General features: G+C 38.3%; 19 protein-coding genes. 6 read left to right on the top strand and 13 right to left on the bottom strand.

Annotated features, from left to right (window positions below; genetic code table 11):
* Nucleotides 1–134: 134 nt before the first annotated feature.
* The 5 genes from ACPWSO_RS11285 to ACPWSO_RS11265 all read right to left on the bottom strand — a co-directional run bounded on the left by ACPWSO_RS11285 (nt 135) and on the right by ACPWSO_RS11265 (nt 4,293).
* Nucleotides 135–536, bottom strand: coding sequence for a DUF1398 family protein (locus tag ACPWSO_RS11285; protein ID WP_426083376.1), 402 nt, complete (start codon nt 534–536; stop codon nt 135–137).
* A 264-nt stretch (nt 537–800) separates the two neighbouring features.
* Nucleotides 801–1,769: a DUF1002 domain-containing protein gene (locus ACPWSO_RS11280; protein WP_426083375.1), complete on the bottom strand. Its 969-nt coding sequence runs from the start codon at nt 1,767–1,769 to the stop codon at nt 801–803.
* A gap of 180 nt (nt 1,770–1,949) precedes the next feature.
* On the bottom strand, nt 1,950–3,677 hold the full coding sequence (gene ptsP, locus ACPWSO_RS11275; RefSeq protein ID WP_426083373.1) for a phosphoenolpyruvate--protein phosphotransferase: 1,728 nt from the start codon (nt 3,675–3,677) through the stop codon (nt 1,950–1,952).
* A complete protein-coding gene (locus tag ACPWSO_RS11270; protein WP_086349025.1) occupies nt 3,677–3,943 on the bottom strand; it encodes a phosphocarrier protein HPr in 267 nt (88 codons plus the stop codon). Before ACPWSO_RS11270 ends, ptsP begins: the two co-directional genes overlap by 1 nt.
* Nucleotides 3,944–4,110: 167 nt before the next feature.
* The gene (locus tag ACPWSO_RS11265; protein ID WP_426083371.1) at nt 4,111–4,293 is read right to left on the bottom strand and encodes a hypothetical protein; all 183 of its coding nucleotides are present in this window, start codon (nt 4,291–4,293) and stop codon (nt 4,111–4,113) included.
* 230 nt (nt 4,294–4,523) lie between these two features.
* Between ACPWSO_RS11265 and ACPWSO_RS11260 the strand changes: the two genes are divergently transcribed.
* Both ACPWSO_RS11260 and ACPWSO_RS11255 read left to right on the top strand, forming a co-directional pair.
* Nucleotides 4,524–6,773 carry an AAA family ATPase gene (locus tag ACPWSO_RS11260; RefSeq protein ID WP_426083369.1) on the top strand — a complete coding sequence of 750 codons (2,250 nt, stop codon included), beginning with the start codon at nt 4,524–4,526 and terminating at the stop codon, nt 6,771–6,773.
* A 263-nt stretch (nt 6,774–7,036) separates the two neighbouring features.
* Entirely contained in the window at nt 7,037–7,354 is a 318-nt protein-coding gene (locus ACPWSO_RS11255; protein WP_426083367.1) for a DUF1827 family protein, read from the top strand.
* Nucleotides 7,355–7,409: 55 nt separating this feature from the next.
* On the opposite strand, the gene ACPWSO_RS11250 is transcribed toward ACPWSO_RS11255, so the two are convergent.
* Nucleotides 7,410–8,987 (bottom strand): peptide chain release factor 3, encoded by a 1,578-nt coding sequence (locus ACPWSO_RS11250; RefSeq protein ID WP_426083365.1) that lies wholly within the window; start codon nt 8,985–8,987, stop codon nt 7,410–7,412.
* A 314-nt stretch (nt 8,988–9,301) separates the two neighbouring features.
* Here ACPWSO_RS11250 and ACPWSO_RS11245 point away from each other — a divergent pair, with 314 nt between their 5' ends.
* Nucleotides 9,302–10,768 (top strand): helix-turn-helix domain-containing protein, encoded by a 1,467-nt coding sequence (locus ACPWSO_RS11245; protein ID WP_426083363.1) that lies wholly within the window; start codon nt 9,302–9,304, stop codon nt 10,766–10,768.
* Between the two features lie 162 nt (nt 10,769–10,930).
* Here ACPWSO_RS11245 and ACPWSO_RS11240 read toward each other — a convergent pair whose 3' ends face one another.
* The 3 genes from ACPWSO_RS11240 to ACPWSO_RS11230 all read right to left on the bottom strand — a co-directional run bounded on the left by ACPWSO_RS11240 (nt 10,931) and on the right by ACPWSO_RS11230 (nt 15,367).
* Nucleotides 10,931–12,310 (bottom strand): hemolysin family protein, encoded by a 1,380-nt coding sequence (locus tag ACPWSO_RS11240; protein WP_426083361.1) that lies wholly within the window; start codon nt 12,308–12,310, stop codon nt 10,931–10,933.
* A gap of 361 nt (nt 12,311–12,671) precedes the next feature.
* The gene (locus ACPWSO_RS11235) at nt 12,672–13,784 is read right to left on the bottom strand and encodes an AI-2E family transporter (RefSeq protein WP_426083491.1); all 1,113 of its coding nucleotides are present in this window, start codon (nt 13,782–13,784) and stop codon (nt 12,672–12,674) included.
* 284 nt (nt 13,785–14,068) lie between these two features.
* A complete protein-coding gene (locus tag ACPWSO_RS11230) occupies nt 14,069–15,367 on the bottom strand; it encodes a hypothetical protein (protein ID WP_426083359.1) in 1,299 nt (432 codons plus the stop codon).
* A 592-nt stretch (nt 15,368–15,959) separates the two neighbouring features.
* Between ACPWSO_RS11230 and ACPWSO_RS11225 the strand changes: the two genes are divergently transcribed.
* Both ACPWSO_RS11225 and ACPWSO_RS11220 read left to right on the top strand, forming a co-directional pair.
* Entirely contained in the window at nt 15,960–16,391 is a 432-nt protein-coding gene (locus ACPWSO_RS11225) for a GNAT family N-acetyltransferase (protein WP_426083357.1), read from the top strand.
* 152 nt (nt 16,392–16,543) lie between these two features.
* Nucleotides 16,544–17,644 (top strand): mandelate racemase/muconate lactonizing enzyme family protein, encoded by a 1,101-nt coding sequence (locus ACPWSO_RS11220; protein ID WP_426083355.1) that lies wholly within the window; start codon nt 16,544–16,546, stop codon nt 17,642–17,644.
* Nucleotides 17,645–17,776: 132 nt separating this feature from the next.
* On the opposite strand, the gene ACPWSO_RS11215 is transcribed toward ACPWSO_RS11220, so the two are convergent.
* On the bottom strand, nt 17,777–18,322 hold the full coding sequence (locus ACPWSO_RS11215) for a helix-turn-helix domain-containing protein (RefSeq protein ID WP_426083353.1): 546 nt from the start codon (nt 18,320–18,322) through the stop codon (nt 17,777–17,779).
* Between the two features lie 359 nt (nt 18,323–18,681).
* On the opposite strand from ACPWSO_RS11215, the gene ACPWSO_RS11210 reads away from it, so the two are divergent.
* The gene (locus tag ACPWSO_RS11210; protein ID WP_426083351.1) at nt 18,682–19,116 is read left to right on the top strand and encodes a VOC family protein; all 435 of its coding nucleotides are present in this window, start codon (nt 18,682–18,684) and stop codon (nt 19,114–19,116) included.
* A 139-nt stretch (nt 19,117–19,255) separates the two neighbouring features.
* On the opposite strand, the gene ACPWSO_RS11205 is transcribed toward ACPWSO_RS11210, so the two are convergent.
* The 3 genes from ACPWSO_RS11205 to ACPWSO_RS11195 are packed head-to-tail and all read right to left on the bottom strand — an operon-like array spanning nt 19,256 to nt 22,352.
* Nucleotides 19,256–20,581, bottom strand: coding sequence for an ABC transporter substrate-binding protein (locus ACPWSO_RS11205; protein WP_426083349.1), 1,326 nt, complete (start codon nt 20,579–20,581; stop codon nt 19,256–19,258).
* 17 nt (nt 20,582–20,598) lie between these two features.
* Nucleotides 20,599–21,435, bottom strand: a complete 837-nt coding sequence (locus ACPWSO_RS11200) for a carbohydrate ABC transporter permease (RefSeq protein ID WP_426083347.1) — start codon at nt 21,433–21,435, stop codon at nt 20,599–20,601.
* Nucleotides 21,436–21,437: 2 nt separating this feature from the next.
* Entirely contained in the window at nt 21,438–22,352 is a 915-nt protein-coding gene (locus tag ACPWSO_RS11195; RefSeq protein ID WP_426083345.1) for a carbohydrate ABC transporter permease, read from the bottom strand.
* Between the last annotated feature and the right edge of the window lie 223 nt (nt 22,353–22,575).

Genomic DNA, 22,575 nt, shown 5'->3' with positions numbered 1-22,575 from the left:
TAACATTATTTATACATCATATTTGCTTTATGCATACCTTTAAATAGTACACTATCACTGGATAAATGTAAATATTTTAGATGATATCCATCAGAAGAATTTCTGTTTTTTTATGATTCAAGACAATTCTTCAATTATTGTTCAGTAATCAGCGGAATCGGCTCAGCTAGTATCTCATTTTTTTTAACATCCCGATAAGAAACTACCATCTGCTCTAAATCAGTTATCCAATAACTAATCCCCGCTTTTCCGGCGAGCTGACAGAAGCCCTCAAAATCAATCATACCTGCCTGAGCCTTTGTCACAGCTGCCTTTATGCCTGAAGCTGAAGGCTGTTCTGCAACAGTTTTAGCAACACCGTTCATTCGCAAATCAATAGTTGAATTTTCATCATAGTAGCGGTAGACTCCTTCTTCTACAAAGTAATCATATCGCTTGACCCCTAGATTCTTAAAGCGCTGAATCAACAAAGCAAAACCTCCTGCATTTTCCTCTTGATTCACAGCATTTTCAATATCTTGATAATTCAATGTCATTGCTACTCCTCCGATGCTTTTCATCCTATTGAAGCATATTTTGATTTTGTCAGCAATTATTCCGTATTAAAACCAATTATCCAGCTGCCGTTTTATCCGAAAAAAAGAGTCCGGGACATAAACAAAATCCCAGACTTTTGACATCCCTAAAACCGAATAAACGGTATTCCAAAAGCAGCTTTCTCGGAGCTGAACACTTTTGTAACAACCTCTGCAGCCATATATCTACTTTGTTCTTCACTTCATTGAGCTTAATTAGGCTTGCTATTCCCCGCCAGTAATAGCGTTCCAAATCCCAGTAAAGAAGCTCTTAATATGCTCCCACACACCTTTTGATTTCTCTTGGAGCTGTTCCTTAGCTTTGGTTAAGTCCAGTTCTCCTACGAAATCCTCAAAAATATTCTTGTCTTTCATGTCGCTCATTAAGGTAGTCAACTCAGTTACCTGATCTGAGGTCATCACATCTTCTATTCCTTGACTCTTCAAAGCCTTTTCTACAGCTTCCTGGATATCTTTTTGAGTTAACGTCTGACCATCGGCTGTTTTAGCTGCCAATTCCGTTTTGGCTTGTTCCTGTGCAGCATTTAACGCTTCATCTGTATAGCCGTCCTTTTCTTTATTTTCTTCAGTGATTTTAGAGAGTACGTCCATTTCGTCCTGAGCGACCTCTACACGGTCTCTGTTGATTATTCCGCCTGATTCTTCAACAATCTTATAGACGCCGGCTAACGCGCCGGAACCGTCGATTGGCACGGCCGAAGCAACTGTCAGTTTCGCATCAGAAATTCCTGCTGTTAAAGCGGCATTTTGATACTGTGCAGCAGTAATTCTAGTGATATTCTCAGGTGTGGCAATATCCACAGTAATCCCCGAGCCCTTCTGCTCCGTCTCCATACGCACAGAACTATAAACAGCCCATTCCGCATTGAATCCCCCATCGGGAATAAAGCTCATCAAATCCTGACCATTAGTTGTATAGATTGGGGTTTCTCCTTTTATACCAAGCTTCTCCAGTGTGTAGTCCTGCTGTTCCTTTGTCAGAGCATTTCCCAATGCAACAGCATTAATCTGCAGCGCTTCTTCAGAGCTGCTGGAGGTCTCAGTCGTACTTGAGCTCTCTGTTGCTGCTCCAGTACTTTCTTCTGTTGCTAAAGCCGTTTTTCCGTTATATAAACCGACAGATAATAAAAGCATCGCCAAAGCGATTGCACTGATTTTTTGTTTACGTTTCATAGTAGTCCTCCTAAAAATTTTACTGGCTTTCACTATACAGCAAGAAGATTAGTTATTTGTTAAGAATAAATCATTTTAATAAAATTTTATTGTGTTGAATCTTAAAAATCGCTCTAATTGAATACAAAAAATCATTACCTAGTCAGAGTGAATCTGTCTAGGTAATGATTTAAATATGACTTATTTTGTGTATTCTTCAACCAATTCAACGACTTCTTCCATAGTATCACACTCGTTAAGAGCACGATCCGCTAGTTCAGCCATCTTAGTAGTATCCAAACGTTTCATCAAACTGCGAGTTTTCAGGATTGATGTTGCGCTCATAGAGAATTCATCCAGTCCCATACCAACTAATAGAGGTACAGCTGTTTGATCTCCTGCCATCTCTCCACACATACCAGCCCATTTTCCTTCAGCGTGTGCTGCATCAATAACGTTTTTAATCAAACGTAGAATTGATGGGTTATATGGTTGGTACAAGTAAGAAACTCGTTCATTCATACGGTCAGCAGCCATTGTATACTGAATCAAATCATTTGTTCCAACACTGAAGAAGTCAACTTCTTTAGCAAATTTGTCAGCAATCACTGCTGCTGCAGGAATCTCAATCATGATACCAACTTGAATCGTATCAGAAACTGTGCTTCCTTCACTTACTAATTTTTGTTTTTCTTCATCAAAGATTTTTTTCGCTGCTCTGAATTCTTTCAGAGTAGCAACCATTGGGAACATGATTCGCAGATTACCATGAACTGAAGCACGAAGCAACGCACGCATTTGTGTACGGAACATATCGTCTCCTTGTTCAGATAAGCTGATACGCAATGCACGGTAACCTAAGAATGGATTCATTTCATGAGGCAGCTGCAGGTAAGGAAGCTCTTTGTCTCCGCCGATATCCATCGTACGAACAACAACTGGCTTGCCATCCATGCCTTCAAGAACAGCTTTATATGCTTCGTACTGATCCTCCTCTGTTGGGAAATCAGGTGAATCCATATACAAGAATTCTGTACGGTATAAACCAATCGCTTCACCGCCATTATTATGAACACCTTCTAAATCTTTTGGTGTACCAATGTTGGCAGCTAACTCAAAATGTTTGCCGTCAGCAGTTTCTGTTTTTGCATTTTTCAGCTTTTCCCACTCGGCTTTCAGGTCAGCGTATGCTTTCCCTTTAGCTTCAAAGTCAGCCTTTTCTGCATCTGTAGGATCTAAAATCACATCTCCATCAATACCGTTAACAGCTAAAATGTCGCCGGCTTTAACTTTAGCAGTGATTTCCATTGTTCCCACGATTGCAGGGATTTCCAGTGAACGAGCCATAATCGCTGAATGCGATGTACGTCCGCCAATGTCGGTAACAAAGGCTTTTACATACGTTCTATCCAACTGAGCTGTATCACTTGGAGTTAAGTCATGAGCAACGACGATTACTTCTTCGTTGATCATTGAAGGGTTTGGTAAAGTTACCCCTAGTAAATGTGCTAAAACACGTTTTGCTACGTCGCGGATATCAGCAGCACGTTCCTGCATGTACGCATTATCGTCCATTGCTTCGAACATACCGATATACATATCAGTAACTTCTTTCAAACCGGCTTCAGCATTTACTTTGTTATCTTGAATATTTTGTTTGATCTGTCCGATCATTTCCGGATCAGCCAAAACCATTAAGTGTGCATCAAAAACCTGTGCTTCTTCTTCACCAAGACTTTGTGCTGCCTTTTCTCTGATAGCCTGAAGTTCTACTGTAGATTTTGCTAATGCATCATCTAAACGAGCTTCTTCAGCTGCAGTATCTTCTACAGAAGTTTTGCTGAAAGAAAGGTCTGGTTGTACAAGAAGATAGGCTTTAGCAATTGCAACACCATCACTTGCGGCAATTCCCTTAAGCATCTCAGACATTATTCAGACAATCCTTCTTTTTTCATTGTTTCAACGATTGCAGCAATTGCGTCCGCTTCGTCAACACCGTCTACAGTGATAGTTACGTCAGAGCCTTGGCCTACACCAAGAGACATAACTCCCATGATTGACTTAAGGTTAACTGATTTACCTTTGTACTCTAAGTTAATATCAGAGTTAAATTTGCTTGCAGTTTGTACTAGTAATGTAGCTGGACGTGCGTGAATCCCTGTTTCTGCTACAACGTGAAAGTCTTTCTTTTCCATATGAATCGGTCTCCTTCGTAAGTAAAATATTTTTTTATGTTAGGGTTTTCTTAACAACACAAAAGCGCCTTTGGAACAACCCTTTCAATTTTTAAGATTACCATTTTTTTGATATTGTTACAACTGTTTTCAACGATTTTTTAAGGAATCACGTAAACCTTTTCAAACTATTTAACGAATCGGTAAATAATTTCTCCGTTCAGCCCAGCTTCCCCGATAATTTTAGTCCGATCAGGAAGAACTTTCCAGGCCTCTCTGAATAGATTGAAATCGTTTCTCTCAACGACTATTTCGCTGATTTCCCCCTCTTTCAGCTGCTGAATTCGTTCCTCAAACGGGTTTTCGAACATAGGAAATTTCCACCTCCCTTTTTGAAATCTCTATTATTTTAAATGAAAGCCGCTGATTTGTCTAAACTTGAGATTCTAGCAAGGTTTATTACTTATACATAACGAGTTGAAATACTTGATTCTTCAATAAAACATGCTATAATAATCTCAAAGGTCAATAAAGGTCAGTTGTTTTTTTGACCTTTTATTTGACTGATTTCTTTTAAAAGTGAAAGGACGTGTTTTAGTAGATGATTTGTCAAAACTGTAAGCAAAATGAAGCTACGATTCACTTATATGCAAATGTCAATGGTCAAAGGAAACAGCTGGACTATTGCCAAAGCTGCTATCAAAAATTAAAAGCACAAGCAAATAATACTTCCCCTACGATGTCTCAGGACCCGTTTGGCTTTGGAAGCTTAGATGATTTATACCGCTCTCTTTCTCAGCAAATGCAGCAGGGAGACCGCTTAGGTCAGCAGACGCCGCCAACACAATTTGGCGATGGCAACGGCTTTAACGGACAACCGCCGCGAGGAGGAGGACAAGCTTCCGGCTTACTAGGCGAGTATGGCATCAATATAACTGAAGCTGCCAGAAAAGGCGACATCGACCCCGTAGTCGGACGTGATGACGAAATCAAACGTGTAATTGAAATCCTAAACAGAAGAACCAAAAATAACCCTGTTTTGATTGGTGAGCCTGGTGTTGGTAAAACTGCAGTTGTAGAAGGACTAGCCCAAAAAATAATCGATGGCGATGTTCCTCAAAAGCTGCTTGAAAAAGAAGTGATTCGCTTAGATGTTGCTTCTCTTGTTCAAGGAACAGGTATCAGAGGTCAGTTTGAAGAAAGAATGCAAAAATTGATTGAGGAAATCAAACAAGCGGAAAATGTTATCCTGTTTATTGATGAAGTTCATGAATTAGTTGGTGCCGGAGCAGCTGGTGATGGAAATATGGATGCAGGAAATATCCTGAAGCCGGCACTTGCTAGAGGTGAGCTGCAGATGGTCGGAGCTACTACATTAACCGAATATCGGATTATTGAAAAAGATGCCGCATTAGAACGTAGAATGCAGCCAGTTCGTGTAGACGAGCCTTCAGTAGAGGAAACTATTGCAATTTTGCAAGGACTTCAAAAGCGCTATGAAGATTATCATCATGTGAAATACACTGATGAAGCGATTAAGGCTGCTGCTTATCTTTCCAACCGTTACATTCAAGATCGTTTTCTACCTGATAAAGCAATTGACTTGCTTGATGAGTCTGGTTCAAAAATGAACCTAACAATTCAGATTGCTGATCCAAAAACCATTGAGCGGAAATTAGCGGAAGCAGAACAGCAAAAACAACAAGCCTCTGCCGAAGAAGATTTTGAAAAAGCTGCTTACTACCGTGATCAGATTAACAAGCTGCAGGTTATGAAGGAAAAACAAGTCAGCGATGATGAAATGCCGGTTATCACAGAAAAAGTTATTGAAGCGATTGTTGAGCAGCGGACAGGAATTCCAGTCGGCGAGCTGAAAGAAAAAGAGCAAACACAGCTGAAAAATCTGTCTGATGATTTGAAAGCAAATGTAATCGGGCAAGATGCGGCTGTTGATAAAGTAGCGAAAGCGATTCGTAGAAATCGGGTAGGCTTAGGCAAAAAGAACCGTCCAATTGGCTCCTTCCTTTTTGTTGGACCAACTGGTGTGGGTAAAACTGAGCTGGCTAAACAGTTAGCCTTTGAATTATTCGGTTCAGAAGATACGATGGTCCGCTTTGACATGAGTGAATACATGGAGAAACACAGTGTATCAAAACTGATTGGTTCTCCTCCAGGTTATGTCGGCTATGATGAAGCCGGTCAGCTGACTGAAAAAGTCCGTCGGAATCCTTACAGTCTGATTCTATTGGATGAAATTGAAAAAGCCCATCCGGATGTTCTGCATATGTTCTTACAGATTTTGGATGATGGCCGTTTGACAGATGCTCAGGGACGAACAGTCAGTTTCAAGGATACTATCATCATTATGACTAGTAATGCCGGAAGCGGAAAAATTGAAGCTAATGTCGGTTTTGGTGCTGCCCGTGAAGGCGTAACCCGCTCTATTCTTGGTCAGCTGAATAATTTCTTTACACCAGAATTTTTAAACAGATTTGACGGCATTGTAGAATTCAGTGCATTGAGCAAAGAAGACCTGTTGAAAATTGTCACATTAATGCTGAACGAAGTGAACCAGCTATTGGCTCCGCAAAAGCTTCATATTGAGGTGCCAATCGAGGTGAAGGAAAAACTCGTTGACCTTGGCTATGATCCTGCAATGGGTGCTAGACCATTAAGACGGACCATTCAGGAACAAATAGAAGATGGTATCGCAGAGTACTATTTGGACCATCCCGAAGATACAGCTCTAGCAGCTGAATTAACAGATGAAGACAAGATTATTGTGACAACACAAAAGTCTGCTGCTGAAGAACTTAAAGCAGATGATGCTGTCGATACAAAAACTGAGTAAATAAAGAATAACAGCTCCGTTTATTAGAAAAGAATATACTAAGCCCCAACCTGTCCATAAACAAGACTGATTGGGGTTTTTTTACAAATTAAAGGAAATGGATAAAAAAACAAAAAAATAAACCAATTTTTTATACCTGACCCAAGTTTTATGGTAAAATTTAAGCATAATTCTTTTTATTTGAAAAAAAGCCATTTATAATTAACGTGCGTTATAGTTTACATATTTCGAAGAAAAATAGGAAAGAAATAGAGGTGAGATGTATGAAATTAGTTAATGTTACCAACAGTCACAGAAACTTGGTAAATAAGCAGCTGGAAAATACAGACGCTCAATTTGTCAAAGTATATTCCGCAGGGAATACTACAGTAGTCTACTCTGAAGCAGAAAGCCATGTAGAGATTCTAATTTTGAACCAAAAGCGGGCAATTAGAAAAGCCGAGGCCAACGAAATCTTGAAATTCTTTTTGAAACGCTTGCCGAAAGAATTGGTTCAAAATGATAAGATAGAAGTTATTGAACTGAAGGGCATCACAGAAATTTCAATTCCTTTAGCCGGTGCTTTAATCAGAAGCTCCTGAAATGAACTAAAACAAAAAAGCATCCAGCAGCTCAACAGCTGCCGGATGTTTTTGCTTATAATAGACTACTTAACTCGACCTCTGGATATTTGTCCGCAAACCAACGCATAGCAAACTGATTTTCAAATAAGAACAGCGGCTGATCAAAACGGTCCTTGGCCAGAATATTCCGACTTGAGCTCATGCGTTCATCCAAATCTTCTGGTTTAATCCACCGGGCGATTTTCGATCCCATTGGTGTCATTATCACCTCAGAATTGTATTCATTCATCATTCGATGCTGGAAAACCTCAAACTGCAGTTGTCCGACTGCCCCGATGATATATTCTTCTGTCAGATATGTCTTGTATAACTGAATAGCTCCTTCTTGAACAAGCTGATACATGCCTTTATGAAATGATTTTTGCTTCATGACATTTTTTGCTGTAACCTTCATAAACAGCTCTGGCGTAAATGACGGCAGTTCTTCGTACTTAACCTTTAGCTTACCTTCGTAAAGACTGTCTCCAATCTGGTAATTCCCAGTGTCATAGACCCCAATGATGTCTCCAGCAACCGCTTCTTCAACGTTTTCTCTGGCATCTGCCATAAACTGAGTCACATTGCTAAGCTTAATTTTTTTACTGGTTCTTTCAAGAGTAACATCCATTCCCCGTTCAAACGTACCTGAGCAAATACGTACAAAAGCAATCCGATCCCGATGGGCCGGATTCATATTCGCCTGAATTTTAAAAACAAAACCAGAGAATTCTTCTTCATAAGGACTGACTTCTTCCCCATCCTCTGTTCGATGTGCATAGGGTGCAGGCGCAAACTGCAAAAATGTTTCCAGGAAAGTCTGAACACCAAAATTTGTTAAGGCTGATCCAAAGAAAACCGGCGTTTGATTTCCCTGAGCGATTTTTCCTTCATCAAATGCATCCCCTGCTTCCAAAAGCAGTTCCACATCTTCTAATGCCTGATGATATAGATTATTTTCATTCAATGGGTGATTATCAGGAATTTCACCGTCTTTTAGCGGGATAAATTTGTCTTGCCCATGTGCTTCTGAACGGTACAGCTCTACCCGTTCATTATAGATATCATACAGTCCTTCTAGACCTTTACCCATGCCAATCGGCCAGTTCATCGGGTAAGATTCAATCTCCAAAACTTCTTCAAGCTCTTCCAGCAAATCAAGAGGTTCACGTCCATCTCTATCCAGCTTATTAATAAATGTAAAAATCGGAATTCCTCTTTTTTTTACAACCTGAAACAGCTTCTTGGTCTGTGCCTCAATCCCTTTCGCACTATCAATAACCATCACTGCACTATCCACTGCCATCAATGTCCGGTAAGTATCTTCAGAGAAGTCCTCATGGCCAGGTGTATCCAAAATATTTACTCTTTTTCCATCATAATCAAACTGCATAACAGAGCTTGTTACAGAAATTCCCCGCTGCTTTTCAATTTCCATCCAGTCTGATTTCGCAAAATTCCCAGTTTTCTTTCCTTTAACTGTTCCTGCTTGACGAATCGCTCCGCCAAAGAGCAGCAGCTGCTCTGTAATTGTCGTTTTTCCGGCATCCGGATGGGAAATAATCGCAAACGTACGGCGGCTATCCACCTGCTCTTCTAAATTTGGATTGTTCATATACATTTTAACTCCATTCTTCTTCAAAAATTGTCTATGTTTTCTGTTTTTCAGCAGTAATAATTATGATTTACATCGCGTTTCTCCTATAAATAAATTTCAACTAGTGTAGTATATCATGGAACAGGGCATAATTTCAAAATTATAAAAAACTTATTTTGTGAAGCAATTTCTTTCAAAATAATATATAATCGTTATATCACATAGTTGTTTTAGACATGTTACTTGTATGGGGAGTAGTTATTTGACAACACAAAGCCAATCGAATTGTCAGAATTATTTTTGGAATAACACAATACAAGGAGGGACTTTTCATGTTTGAAGAGCTAATTCTGGAAGATATAACGAAAAGGAAGCTGACCTTGTTTAATCTTCTGGCAAAGCTGCCGGATGATTATTACAGTATTAATTTCCTTGAAAGCAATCTGGATTATTCTTATAGCCGGGTCTCGTATCTTCTAGAACTAATTCAACAAGATCTTGATGATCTTACACAGACCTCTGCCGAGTTTATCACTGATCAGGGGATTCACTATGATCGTTCAGTTTCTTACGATCAGTATTACCAGTATTTAATAACACAAAGTATTCCATATTTACTCATTCTATCCGTTGTCTACTATCCTAAAGACAATTTGGATGATTTCTGCAGGAAAAATTTTTTGAGTAAAGCCTCAGTCATCAGAAAGGCGAAACCGCTTAATGACTACTTTAAGCAGTTCAATATTAAACTAAACATTTCTCAGTTAAAGCTGACTGGAGAAGAGCGGCTGATTCGCATTGTTTTGTATGCGCTAATTTGGTTTACCTCTCAAAGTATGAATCTGCCGAATACCGATATCCGCTTGGATTATGAAAAAATTCGAAATAATATAAGCTCATGCTTTCCAAAACACCACAGCTATTCCGGCACTATCCAAATTAAATTAATGCTGGACATCATTTATTTGCGGATTACTAATGGCTATTTCCTAACGGAAAAAACAAAAATCTCTTCTTACGTTCCCACAGATGTCGAACTAGGAAAGGACTTTCTAGAACCAATTGTTACAGATGCAAAAGTCCTTGAAGCAGAATCACAGTTTTCAGCACTATTACTTGTAATCACACCAAATTATTATGATGAGGAGGATATACGTTTTAGGTTTCTGGAAAATTATCTTAAGCGGGAAAATAATCAGGCTGCTACATTGCTGAATGAGTTCTGGGACTATTTATCCGATGTTTACGGATTCACTCAAAAAAAACATAAAATTCTTTATGGTAATGTGGCAAATATCATCTTCCCAATTGCTGTCTTAAAAAAATCAATGCCGGGAATTCTCACACTAAATAAGAGCTCCAGTCTGCTGCAGAATAAATATTTTCTTGATCTGCATAAATCATTTAAAGCTTTTTTCAGAAAAATAGCCAAAAGAAAACATTTTAGCTGGCTTAATGAGCAAGTCAAACCCTTATCAATCACTCTTGCACTGCTCTTATTCCCGTCATGGGAAACAATGACGAAAAATAAAGTTATAAAAATTGGTTTGATTGCTGAGTCCAATTATTTACTAACACAGCAGCTGATTAATTTTCTTGATGAACTGGTATTTGTTGAACTAGATGCATTGAACGATAATTGTACGGATTTTGATTTAATTATCGCCACATCTTCTTATCTTTTGCCGCCAAACTGTTCACTGCCAGCTTTTGTTTTTAGATACTCTCTTGATAATCAAAAGCAATTTACTGAGCTGTATCAAACATTAAAAGAAGTCCAGCAAACAAAAAATGAATGAACAAAGTAATCTTTTTTGTTGAAGAAGCTATAGTCCTTAATCGGTGACATCTATTGGCGCAACAGTTTATTTCACACATGTCTTGCAACATTTTATTTCTATGCTCGTTGACTACATAAGAAAAGAGAGCCACAATTGCTGGCTCTCTCTTTTTATGCCTATTTATCTTCTTGGCTCATCGTCTTCTACATCTTTTCGGAAAAGACGGCGCCCTTCTTCCGGTTCTTCATCTACCACTTCTTCATCATGGAAAATCACCCGCAGAATCAATATTCTTGCACCTTCCATTTCTTCAGAAATAAGCGTGATATTTCCAATGTCAAAAGAAAGCTTCTCGCCTTCATCAGGAATTGTTCCAAGAGCAGTAATCAGATAACCAGCCATCGTGTCTACATCACTCATGTGAAGATCTGTATCAAAGGCTTCATTAAACTCATCAATCAGCATCCGTCCCTGAACCAGATATTCGTGGTCGTTGACTTTAGAATAGAGATTTTCAATCTCATCGGATTCATCATCGATTTCTCCAACAATTTCTTCCAGCAAATCTTCCAATGTTGCTAGACCCACAACGCCACCATACTCATCCAATAAGATAGCCATTTGATTTTGTGTTCGCTTCAATTCATACAGTAGATCATCAATAAAAATAGTTTCCGGGACAAATAATGGCTCCTGCACAATATCTAATAAATCAAGATGATCAAACCCCTGGCTGTGAGCAGCCTTTAAAAGATTCTTTGTGTGAAGGACACCAACAATTTTATCTTTATCATCATTATAAACAGGTATTCTGGAGTAATTCTCTGAAAGAATAAGGTTGATGTTGTCAGTTACGCTGTCTTCAATGTTAATCATAAACGCATCTGTTCGGGGAACCATTACTTCACGGGCTACTTTTGTATCCAATGAGAAAACTCCCTGCAGCATTTCCAACTCATCATTTTCCAAGACGCCCTCTGTTTCAAGCATATAGCGCATCTCGTCCCTTGTCATTTTAGAATCTCCATCATCAAATTTCATTGGTGTCAGTCGTGAAATTAAATCTGTAGAAGCAGAAAGCAGCCAAACAAATGGCCGGGCAATCATTCCCAGAAAACGAACGGGTCCAGAAGTAAACTTCGCTACTTCTTCCGACTTATTCATGGCAATTCGTTTCGGATACAATTCACCAAATACAATCGATACATAGGTCAGTAAAGCTAAAACAATGATGCTCGCCAGATTTTTAGCAAAGGCACCACCACCTAGAATTGGTGCTAGTTTGGTTGCTAAGTTATCTGCTAGAGAGGCCCCTGATAAAATGTTTACCAGTGTAATCCCTACCTGAATTGTTGAAAGAAAATTATTGGGATCTTCCAAAATTTTCAACAGCTTCTTAGCCTTTGTATCTCCTTCTTCTGATTTTTGTTCCAAGCGGTTCTTATTTACAGAAACCGCTGCAATTTCAGCCGCCGCTAGAAATGCATTGATTAATGTTAGTACGACAAGCAATAAAATTTGTGCGATAAGCGACTGACTCTCGGGGTCAGCATTGTTCATAATTGTGTTCTCTCCTTCTTCTTCATGGTCCGATGTCCCTTATCTCTACACTGCTAAAGCAGCTAGAATAACGGCTCTCCTTCTTCTTCGTGGTCCGATGTCCTCTATCTCTATACTGCTAAAGCAGCTAGAATAGCGGCTCTCCTTCTTCCTGGTCCGCTGCTTGTTAATCCTAGGTTGTGAAATCAACCGGAATACCAAACTTCTTCCAATCATAAGGGCTTACTTTCTTATCACTATTTCCGAGGTCGTTTATGTCCAACTCACTGAAAATACCAACCCTGGAAAAGATGATAAAAAACGTGACTACTTTTCCCAGTAGTCACGATAAAAGCGTATCATAAGTGGACAATTATTTCAATCATTGTCCACTGTTTTTCGTCTCATTTGAATTCTCCAAAACTAAGGCTGTCCGCTCTTCTGTTTTGCTCTTTCGAACCATTTCTATGACATACAGAACAATTGTCCGGCAAATCGCATAAAAAGGTACCCCTAGAAAAATTCCTAATAAACCTGCGATATTTCCAGCAACAAGTAAAATCAAAATAATTGTTAGTGGATGAATCTTCAATGTTTTCCCGATTACATTAGGATAAATAATGTTTCCATCCAGCTGCTGTACAATTAAAACCACCACACAGCATAGCAACGCCTTGAATGGTTCATCAAAAACGGTTACTAAAACTGCTGGTGCCAAGCCAAGATAGGGTCCCAAATATGGAATAAGGTTGGTCAATCCAGCGATAACACCGAAAAGGAAGGCATAGCGTACACCAATTAATGAATAGCCGATAATTGTAAATGTGCCGACGAATAAACACTCAATTGCCTGTCCGCTAATGTAATTCGATAAGGTTTTATCCAGCTTATCCAGCAGTGTAACAATATCCGCTTTACGTTTTTCCGGCATAAAGCGTTGAATTCCCGGAACCAGCCGGTCTCCATCCTTTAACATATAGAACAGAATAAACGGTGCTGTAACAATCACAATTGTTGTTGAAGCAACCGTAGACACTAATGAGCCCAAACTGCTTGACAGCCCGCTCAGAAACTGCTGAATGATATTGCCATATGAAATATCCAGCTGATCAACATAGCTTGTTAAATCTAAATCTTTAAAAATTGGTAGCTCAGCCATTTGGTATACCCATGTTTCGATATTTTTGAACACGGTAGGCATACTGGCTGCCAAACTAGCCAGCTGATTTGCTAAGCTTGGTATCACACTAACTAAAATTAGAATTAATGAAGCTATCAATAATATGAAAACCAGCATAATAGCATAAATTCTTTTGAGTTTCAGTTTGGTCAGCAGTTTAACTAACGGGTTCAAAATATAATAAAGAAAACCTGCAACTAAAACTGGTGCAAACAGCGTTGAGAAAAACGTCCCGATTGGCTCAAACAGAAAATTTATCTTTGTGGAAACAAAAATCAACGTTGCTAAAACCAATAGCTCAACAGACCAGAACATCAATTTTGACTCCTTTAATTTATCAAACAATACATTCCCTCCCTACAATAAAGCTTGTTTTTAGATTTTAGCATATCTTTTATTCCTAAGGATAGCAATATCATTTTGACTATGTTATAAAATACTGAATAATTACTCCAATTATTCCTATGTATGGCTATTGTCTTACTTGTTTATTATCTACACTTGATGCAGAAATATCTATTTTCACTTTTCAAAATAAAAGAGCACTACAAGACCACTGCTTCACTAGCCTTGTAATGCTCTACTAATTTAATTAGATATTAGATATCTGCTCTGTAGTAGTAATTAATAACAATGTCGTTTCCATCTTTTACAACTACAAAATCTTCTTTATCAGCGCCTTTGTACTCATATTCTGTAAATGACAAATCAATTTGCAAGTCATCCACTTTCAGTAAGCTACCAACTTCGATCATATGAATTTTTTCTTCATACAATGGATACTCATTACCTTCGTAGTTATTTACATAGTGACGAGTAATAACTGGAACCATAAAGTAGCTGTCTACGCCAGAGAAAAGAACTTCATGCATGCCATTTTTCTTCAGCTGTGTTACTTCATCTTTTCTGACAGATTTATCAACACGTACCCCTCTGATTGTTCCATCTTTAAATGGATTTTCAACATTACCCAGTAATCCATTATTACCATAAAATACGCTTTCCGGATTAGATGACCAAGAGTAATTTGCCATGTTGCTCATATTACGGGCAACTGTCTTATAGTTTTTAACTAGGTTTAGCGGGTCGTCATCTGTAACTACAAAACCAGGGTTTTTGTATTCTTCACGTACTACAGCACCTGAATATGCTCTTAGCATTTCCTTATCGGCATGTAATGCAGACAATGAACTGTTAATATCATATGAAACTCCTGTAATAGAACTTCCAGCACCATCCGCCTGAATATGCGCAATGATTGAACGGGCACCAGAAACTTTTCCTTCACCGTATACTGTAGCGCCTTTGCAAGAATAAATATCACGGTATGCCCAGATACCAGTACCATTAGAACTAATCCCTCTCAAAACAGAACTGTAGTAAGGTTTGATATCATTTTCACAATAAATACCGTACTCAGCTCCCTCTGCTTCCACAGAACCGCCTTCCATTTGAATCTCGTTATGAACACGTAGTCCAATTTTAGACCCTTCTGTTGTTACTTTACCAACACCGTATTTTGTTGTTTTAAAAGCTTTAAAATGATTTCCCACATTAATTCCGACATCGCCATTTGTTTCAACGTTTATTTCACCTTTACCAACAAACTCTAATGACTTTTTAGCATTAATGGAATTGATTGTCACTGGTACAGAATTGTTAAGCGTAACTTTGATTGACTTTGAACTATAAATTGCTGAATCCTCATTTAAAATGAACTCACCTAATTTGTTCGTCAAAACATTCGTTCCATCGCTCTTTGTTGTAATCTTTGTATCGTAGCCCTTCAAGTCTGTACTAGACGTCAAAACTGATGCAGCCTCTCCTTCAACAGCGCCCAATAAACTAAATCCTAAAACTGCTGCAGAAAACATCACTGTCTTTGTCCAAGTTTTCATTTTTCCTAAGCCCTCTTTTCTTTCTTTATTTGTTTTTTATTTGATTGGTCACTACTAATGATACCACCTTTATTTTTTTCTTTTTATCAACTTTTTCATGTAGAATCTTAAAAAAATGATAGAAGGTGTAAACTCTATAAAAAACAGATATCAAACAGATAATATCTACACTTTCAATCTTTATTTTATGGACAAAAGAGCATTTAAAATTATTATTTTCACTTGTTCTATATCGTTAAAATCTTAATATATATACTTTCCAAAATTCATATCTATAGAATGATATACGCATAAAATTACATTCGTTATATTTTTTTAATTATATTTCTACCTAATTTATTTTTATTTATACCATCAAATTAATTATTTACTTCTGTTCTTTATTCTGAAAATAGAAAATTCAGACAAATTACAATTATTCTAAATAAAAATTTTATATTTTTACTAATTTCTGAAATTATCTGCTCTGTTTAACAGTGAAAATGACAATTCGAAAACTATTTAAAACAACACTAATTGTTTGCTTTTAGTTGTTACTTAAATTTATAGTATAATTAATCAATCACATAGAAATTGCATTAGGAGGAATTATATGAAAATTGTTCATACAAAAGACACAATGAGTGATATTTATTTGGATGCTCTTCGTATTCGTCATCAAGTATTTATGATTGAACAGGGCGTTCCAAAAGATATCGAAATCGATAAAAATGAAGCCGCCTGTATTCATTTTGTGCTCTATGAGAATAAGGATCCCGTAGCAACCTGTAGACTGCTGCCATTAACTGATGGTGTGTTCAAACTGCAGAGAATGGCTGTTTTAAGTCAATATAGAGGGAAAAATTATGGCAAACTACTAATTGATGCTGTAGAGGATTTAGCTAAAAAGCAGGGCTATAATACGATTACGCTGGGGGCACAGCTCACCGCTGTAGAATTTTATCAAAAACTTGGCTATATCAAACATGGCGAACAATTCATGGACGCAAATATTCCCCATTTCCAGATGGAAAAACATTTTTAGACGTTATTTTTAGTCTTTTAGTCAACAGAATACCAAAGCCTTATCGTGTTCTGTTGACCCCTTTTCTAGATTCTGTTACACTATATGTAAGCGAATTCTTTTTACACGAAAAAATGCACACGTTAACATTTATTGAATTAGGAGGAATTATCATGTCCAAAATTGCTGCTGTTACTACTGAATATTATCGTATCCCTTTACCTGAACTGATGGAAGATGCGAAACATGGTCTGCATACTCATTTTGAGGTACCTATCGTCAAAATCCAGGCAAATGATGGTCGTGAAGGTGTTGGCTACACATATACAGGCGGATTTGGCGGCCGGGCAATCTGCTCGCTGATTGAAAACGAACTAAAACCGATTCTTCTCGGAAAAGATGCTAGCTGTGTGGAGGCTCTTTGGGATGAGATGAACTGGGGAATTCACTATGTCGCCCGGGGAGGATTGGCAAGCTTCGCCATTGCAGCCTGTGATATTGCCTTATGGGACTTACGTACAAAAAAAGCAGACGAACCTCTTTACAAGCTGCTGGGCGGTATCAGCAACAAAGTGAAGTGCTATGGAGGAGCGATTGATTTAAATTTTCCTTTGACAAAGCTGCTAAGTAATAATCAAAAGTATTTGGATATGGGACTAAAAGCTGTCAAAATCAAATTGGGACAGCCAACACTGACAGAAGATATTGAACGAATCGCTGCGGTCCGCAACTTGATTGGTGCCGAAACAACATTTATGGTAGATGCCAATATGAGCTGGTCAGTCGAAAAAGCCATTAAAGCAGCTAAGGCAATGGCGCCCTATGATATTTTCTTCTTGGAAGAACCGACAATCCCTGAAGACTATGAAGGGTACGCGCGAATTGCAGAAGAAGGGCATATTGCTGTAGCCGGAGGAGAAAATCTAAGGACCCTGACTGAATTTCGACACATGCTACAGTATGGTCATGTAGACTTTCCACAACCGGATGCTTCGAATGTTGGTGGTATTACCGGCTGGCTAAAGGTGGCTTATTTAGCTCAGGCTCACAATCTTAGTGTGTCCACTCATGGTATGCAGGAGCTTCATGTAAGTCTTTTAGCAGCTATGCCTAATGCAGGCTATCTCGAAATGCACAGCTTCCCAATCGATCAGTATACTATGCGCCCTCTGGTCATTGATAAGGCAGACGGACTTGCTGTTGCATCAGAAGAGGCAGGTATTGGTGTGACCTTTGACTGGGAGAAGCTGGCTCCTCATAAAATGAACTTCTAATTACAGACTGCTGAACAAGCTAGAAAACTGGTATTACTGCCGCTTTCTAGCTTGTTTAACTATTCAATTAGTTTGTTTATATTCACAGATGCTACTTCGTTATTCCCCAATGTCTACCTATCTTTTCTAAAATTATTTCTCTAAAATACGGTTTAGTGTGATTTGAGCATATTCATTTGGTTTTAGTACTCTAATTTTTCCTGAATATTTTTCTTGCAGCTGGTTTAATAATCTTTCTACTGCAGGAGTAACAACAATAAAGTCTATTTGCGCCTTTGCTAAAACGGCATCCAGCTCATTGAATCTTACCGGACGCCAGGAAATTTCAGGGTAATCATGTGCCAGATTGGCAAGAAAGTCCCTGGTTCCATAGTCTTTCGCTTCATTTCCCCAGGTAGTGTCATTAGACGGTGTATAATTTTGAACGAATAGAAGTCCTTTTTTCATGATATTCTCCTTCCTATCTTTTTCAACTATTTTTTGACTCGTAATCAGCTGATCCAAAGTAACCTTCAGCTCCTGACTTAGCTGGATAAGATAATCGATAGTTGGGGTACTTTTGTTTAACTCCCATTTGGAAATCGTTTGTCTTGAGACATGCATTTTCTCCGCTAAATCATTTTGAGTCATTTTTTTCAATTTTCGATATACTTGGATATTGGCGCCAATATCTGTCATAATAGCTTCCTCCCATAAATCAACCATAACTTTTTTTTATTTTTTATCAATTGTAAAATCTAAATTTCTTGTCACTTTTTCGTTGCCCGCTTGCCTTTTCAAAAGCAACTTATCGTTGCATTGCAGTAGAATTAAAGCTTTTCAAGAAATAACAGCTACTTTTTAAATCCTGTGAAAATCAGCAATCGAGCCCTGACAGTTCTGACTGGTACCATTAGTATAGCACGTAGCCGTTCGACAGCTTTGAAGCTAAAACAAAATATGTTTACTTTCGTTGCTCTAAATAGTATGAACCAACAGATAGTTTCTTTGAACAGCTTGATATAGTAGAATAAATTTATCGAAAGGAGGGGGCGTCAGTGAGTTATCATTTTCATCATGTTCAAGTCACTGTTGCTAATATTGCAGAATCAGAAATATTTTATGATCAGTTATTTTCTTTTCTTGGCTATGATCTTAAGAAAAAGTACAAAGGGTATTTGGAACATGCGAATATGCATGTTGTGGAGTATCTTGGTGATGGCTTTGATTTTGGTATCTGCTCCCCAGCCGCCGCTTTTCAAAACGAAGAAATACATCCACGAAAACCAGGTGCTATACAGCACATCGCTTTCAAAGCAGATTCTAGAGCAGAGGTTGACGAAATATTCAATAAAATTAGTCATTTAGACGTTAAAATACTTCATGGCAAACCTAAAGAATATACAGAAAGAATTGCACCAAACTATTATGCACTATTTTTTGAAGCCCCAGATGGTATTCGCTTTGAAATATTTCATTATCCAAATGAATAAGTTAATTTATCAAGTCCCCGCTCTATAAGAGGCTTAAAAAGCTGCTGGCCATCTTCTTACAGATAGCCAGCAGCTTTTTATCTTCACTTCACCATATATTTTGTCAAACTATAGCTCACTCTTCATTTCCTGATTTGGCTTAATTCATAGCCTCGTCATACTTCACTTTAGAATCTTCAATGGCCTTTGCCCATTCATCAAGAAATGCCTTAACTGTTGTATCCCCGCTCATTACTGCCTGAATTCCAGGATCCACTTTATTATCCAGAATTGAACGATAATCAGGTAAGTAGAATGGTGGTTGATACAGTTCTGTTTCCGGGTTGTCATATACTTCGAAGGCGGCTTTAATGTGCTGCGCATCCTTAATCCAATCTTCGTTTAAAACATCGGAGTTCGTTGGAATTTGTCCGATATTTTGATTCCAGTAGCTTTGACTGGATGCAGAATTCAAATATTCAACCAGCTTCCATGCTTCTTCTGGATGATCAGAATTAGCAAATGCTGAGATACCAATCGTATTACCGCCTTCTGCAACATAGTTTCCGTTTTCTGATTTAGGCAGCGGTACTGCTTCAAATTGATCTGCCTCCAACGATTTACTGTGTTCCCCAAAAGAACCAATGTTATGGTGCAGGATTGCCGCTTTTCCTGTATCAAATACAGCAACCATTTCTTTATAGCCGTTCGTGATATCACTCTTCGGTGTATTATTTTGATACAATGCAAAGTATTTTTCTAAAAATTCAACGTGCTTTGGATCATTTACAGTTGCTTTGCCATCCTTATCCACATACTCTGTCAGACCTGAGTACGCATACATTAAACGCTGCAGCTGTAGTGAGCCGCCCGCCCCACCACGAATTGTATAACCATACATGTCATCAGTTGTCAGTTTATCCACATCTGTAAAGAAATCATCCCATGTCTCAGGTGCGTTCAAGTTTTTTTCTGCAAATACATCTTCTCTAATCCATAGAATGTCTAAATTTTGTGTATACGGAATACCATATAGCTTCCCATCTTGTACAATTTCTTTATTGAACTCAATAGCTCCTTCGTTGATTAAATCATTTAAATCAGAATCTTTTAAATAATCATCCAGCGGCAGCAGTGCTCCGCGAATTGAAAACTCTGGCAGCCAGCTTGACTGAAGGGAGGCTACATCCGGTGTATCATTGGCTGCAATCGCTGCATCGAGTTTTGATTTCGCTTCATCTTTTGGCAATCCTACATATTCAACTTTAATAGTAGGATTTTCCTTTTCAAAATCATCGATTAGTTTTTCCCATATCGGTGTTCTATCTGGTCCTGAGTTTTCATCCCAGAAGATTAATTTAACTTCTTTTCCTTCGGATGATCCACTTTTCGCTGCTCCTGAAGAGCTTTTTCCTGAACCGCATCCAGCAACCAATAGTCCAGTAAGTGCCAGCGCACTTGCCACTTTAAGAAACTTCTTTGACATTTTCTATTCCTCCTAATTTATCCTTTAACAGCTCCGCCCATACCGTTCACTAAATGTTTTTGTGCAAACATAAAGAGAATAATTGATGGAATCAAAGCAATAATACTGCCTGCCGCCAATGCTCCGTAATTAACGTTAAACTCACCCATCATGAAACTCAATCCAACCGGCAAAGTAAACTTCGCCTGATTATTTGTCAACATCAGCGCTAACAAAAACTCATTCCATGCATATACAAAGATATTAATTCCTGTAGCTACTACTCCCGGCAGCAGCAATGGAACGATTACCTGGCGAATCGCCTGCATTCTTGTTGCCCCATCAATCGCAGCCGCTTCCTCCAGCTCCGAAGGAATTCCCGAGATGAATCCGCTCATCAAAATAGCTGAAAACGGAATCTGCACTGCTGAATATACCAGCATTAAAGAAATCGGATTACTAATCATCCCAATATTACTAAACATAACGAACAATGGGATAATCAGCATAGAGCGTGGAATAAATTGTGTCATTAAAAGAATCAACATGAAAATTCTTTTTCCTTTAAAATTATATCGAGCTAATGCATAGCCTGCTAATACAGACAAGACCAGCGTTAGCAGAACTGTTCCTACACCAACCAGCACACTATTTGAAAAGTACTTTTCAAAACCAACATCATTCCAAGCATTAATAAAATTCTGGAAAGTCGGACTGGAAGGCAGATACTGCAGTGGTGTTTTGATGATATCGCCCTCTGGCTTCAATGCAGTATTCAATGTCCAATAGATTGGAAATAATGTCCATACCAACATCAAGGCCAATGGAATATAAAAAGTTAATGTTTTGTCTAGTTTCCCCTGTCTATTATACAAGACTATTCCTCCTCGAATTTAGAAATTTTCAGATAAACTAAGGCAATGATGGTTAAAATCAGAAATGCAACAACAGTTAATGCAGAACCGTAACCGAAATCACTTCCATGTACCGCTGTTTTTGCGATATACATGGCATAGGTCATTGTCGAATTGGCTGGTCCGCCGTTAGTCAAGTTGTACATCAAATCCACATTGTTGAATTCCCAAACTGTTCTCAACAGCGTCGTTAGTACGATAGTTCTTTTCAGCTGGGGTAAAGTGATGTTTAAAAATGATGTCCAGCGGTTTGATCCATCCATTGCGGCTGCTTCATAAAGCTCATCTGGAATACTTTGCAGGGAAGCCAGAATAGTAACAGCGAAGAACGGAACCCCCCGCCACAGCTCTGCAACAACTACTGAAATAAACGCACTATTGGTACTAGCCAGAAAAGCATGAGGTTCACTAATGATTCCCAAATTCATCAGTATATCGTTGAAAACCCCCATATGCTCGTTGTACATCAAACTCCACATTACAGAGGTAAGTACTCCGGAAATTGCCCAAGGCACAAAGACAAACCCTCTTGTCAGTCCTCTAAACTTAAATTTTTTGTTTAAAAGCAAGGCAACACCCATTCCCAGACCTAACTGCAAGGCTACCTGAGATACAACCCATTTCAAGCTATTAATCAAACTGGGAATAAAATATTTGTCTTCTGTAAAAATCTTCACAAAATTATCGAAACCGGCAAATGAATCGTAAAAAGGTGCCGAAATATCATAATTTTGGAAGCTGTAATAAAAGATTCTCGCCATTGGGAAAAACAGCAACGCAGTAATCATAACTAATGATGGCAGTAATAATAGATACGGCGCTTTCTGAAATTTTTTTCTATTTTTCTTTACTTTTGGCAGTGTAGCTTCTGTTTCCATTTTTCTCCTCCTAACATTTTCTATAGTTCTAAAATACTAGAAAACGCTTCCACCTAACATTCATTATTTTAAGACAAACTTATAATATTTTAAGATTTCAGTTGTTTCGATAAAATCAGCCCACTTAAATAAAAAAAGAAGGGTCAAAGAATCCCACTCTCTGATTTGTTAGCCGCTGAATAATTGATAAAGTCGTCTGGGACATAAACAAATTCCCAGATTT

It is taken from the genome of Enterococcus sp. LJL51, assembly GCF_049894025.1.
Classification (GTDB): Bacteria; Bacillota; Bacilli; order Lactobacillales; family Enterococcaceae; genus Enterococcus_L.
Note: the sequence above shows the minus strand (reverse complement) of the source record. Positions and strands in the feature narration are given on the sequence as shown.

What these genes read in the sequence shown, in the direction of transcription:
- ACPWSO_RS11230 (WP_426083359.1), bottom strand. Translation starts at nt 15,367, where the DNA reads ATGAAAACTTGGACAAAGACAGTGATGTTTTCTGCAGCAGTTTTAGGA.
- ACPWSO_RS11205 (WP_426083349.1), bottom strand. Translation starts at nt 20,581, where the DNA reads ATGTCAAAGAAGTTTCTTAAAGTGGCAAGTGCGCTGGCACTTACTGGA.
- ACPWSO_RS11270 (WP_086349025.1), bottom strand. Translation starts at nt 3,943, where the DNA reads ATGGAAAAGAAAGACTTTCACGTTGTAGCAGAAACAGGGATTCACGCA.
- ACPWSO_RS11250 (WP_426083365.1), bottom strand. Translation starts at nt 8,987, where the DNA reads ATGAACAATCCAAATTTAGAAGAGCAGGTGGATAGCCGCCGTACGTTT.
- ACPWSO_RS11195 (WP_426083345.1), bottom strand. Translation starts at nt 22,352, where the DNA reads ATGGAAACAGAAGCTACACTGCCAAAAGTAAAGAAAAATAGAAAAAAA.
- ACPWSO_RS11245 (WP_426083363.1), top strand. Translation starts at nt 9,302, where the DNA reads ATGTTTGAAGAGCTAATTCTGGAAGATATAACGAAAAGGAAGCTGACC.
- ACPWSO_RS11225 (WP_426083357.1), top strand. Translation starts at nt 15,960, where the DNA reads ATGAAAATTGTTCATACAAAAGACACAATGAGTGATATTTATTTGGAT.
- ptsP (WP_426083373.1), bottom strand. Translation starts at nt 3,677, where the DNA reads ATGTCTGAGATGCTTAAGGGAATTGCCGCAAGTGATGGTGTTGCAATT.
- ACPWSO_RS11240 (WP_426083361.1), bottom strand. Translation starts at nt 12,310, where the DNA reads ATGAACAATGCTGACCCCGAGAGTCAGTCGCTTATCGCACAAATTTTA.
- ACPWSO_RS11220 (WP_426083355.1), top strand. Translation starts at nt 16,544, where the DNA reads ATGTCCAAAATTGCTGCTGTTACTACTGAATATTATCGTATCCCTTTA.
- ACPWSO_RS11260 (WP_426083369.1), top strand. Translation starts at nt 4,524, where the DNA reads ATGATTTGTCAAAACTGTAAGCAAAATGAAGCTACGATTCACTTATAT.
- ACPWSO_RS11285 (WP_426083376.1), bottom strand. Translation starts at nt 536, where the DNA reads ATGACATTGAATTATCAAGATATTGAAAATGCTGTGAATCAAGAGGAA.
- ACPWSO_RS11265 (WP_426083371.1), bottom strand. Translation starts at nt 4,293, where the DNA reads ATGTTCGAAAACCCGTTTGAGGAACGAATTCAGCAGCTGAAAGAGGGG.
- ACPWSO_RS11215 (WP_426083353.1), bottom strand. Translation starts at nt 18,322, where the DNA reads ATGACAGATATTGGCGCCAATATCCAAGTATATCGAAAATTGAAAAAA.
- ACPWSO_RS11235 (WP_426083491.1), bottom strand. Translation starts at nt 13,784, where the DNA reads ATGTTCTGGTCTGTTGAGCTATTGGTTTTAGCAACGTTGATTTTTGTT.
- ACPWSO_RS11255 (WP_426083367.1), top strand. Translation starts at nt 7,037, where the DNA reads ATGAAATTAGTTAATGTTACCAACAGTCACAGAAACTTGGTAAATAAG.
- ACPWSO_RS11280 (WP_426083375.1), bottom strand. Translation starts at nt 1,769, where the DNA reads ATGAAACGTAAACAAAAAATCAGTGCAATCGCTTTGGCGATGCTTTTA.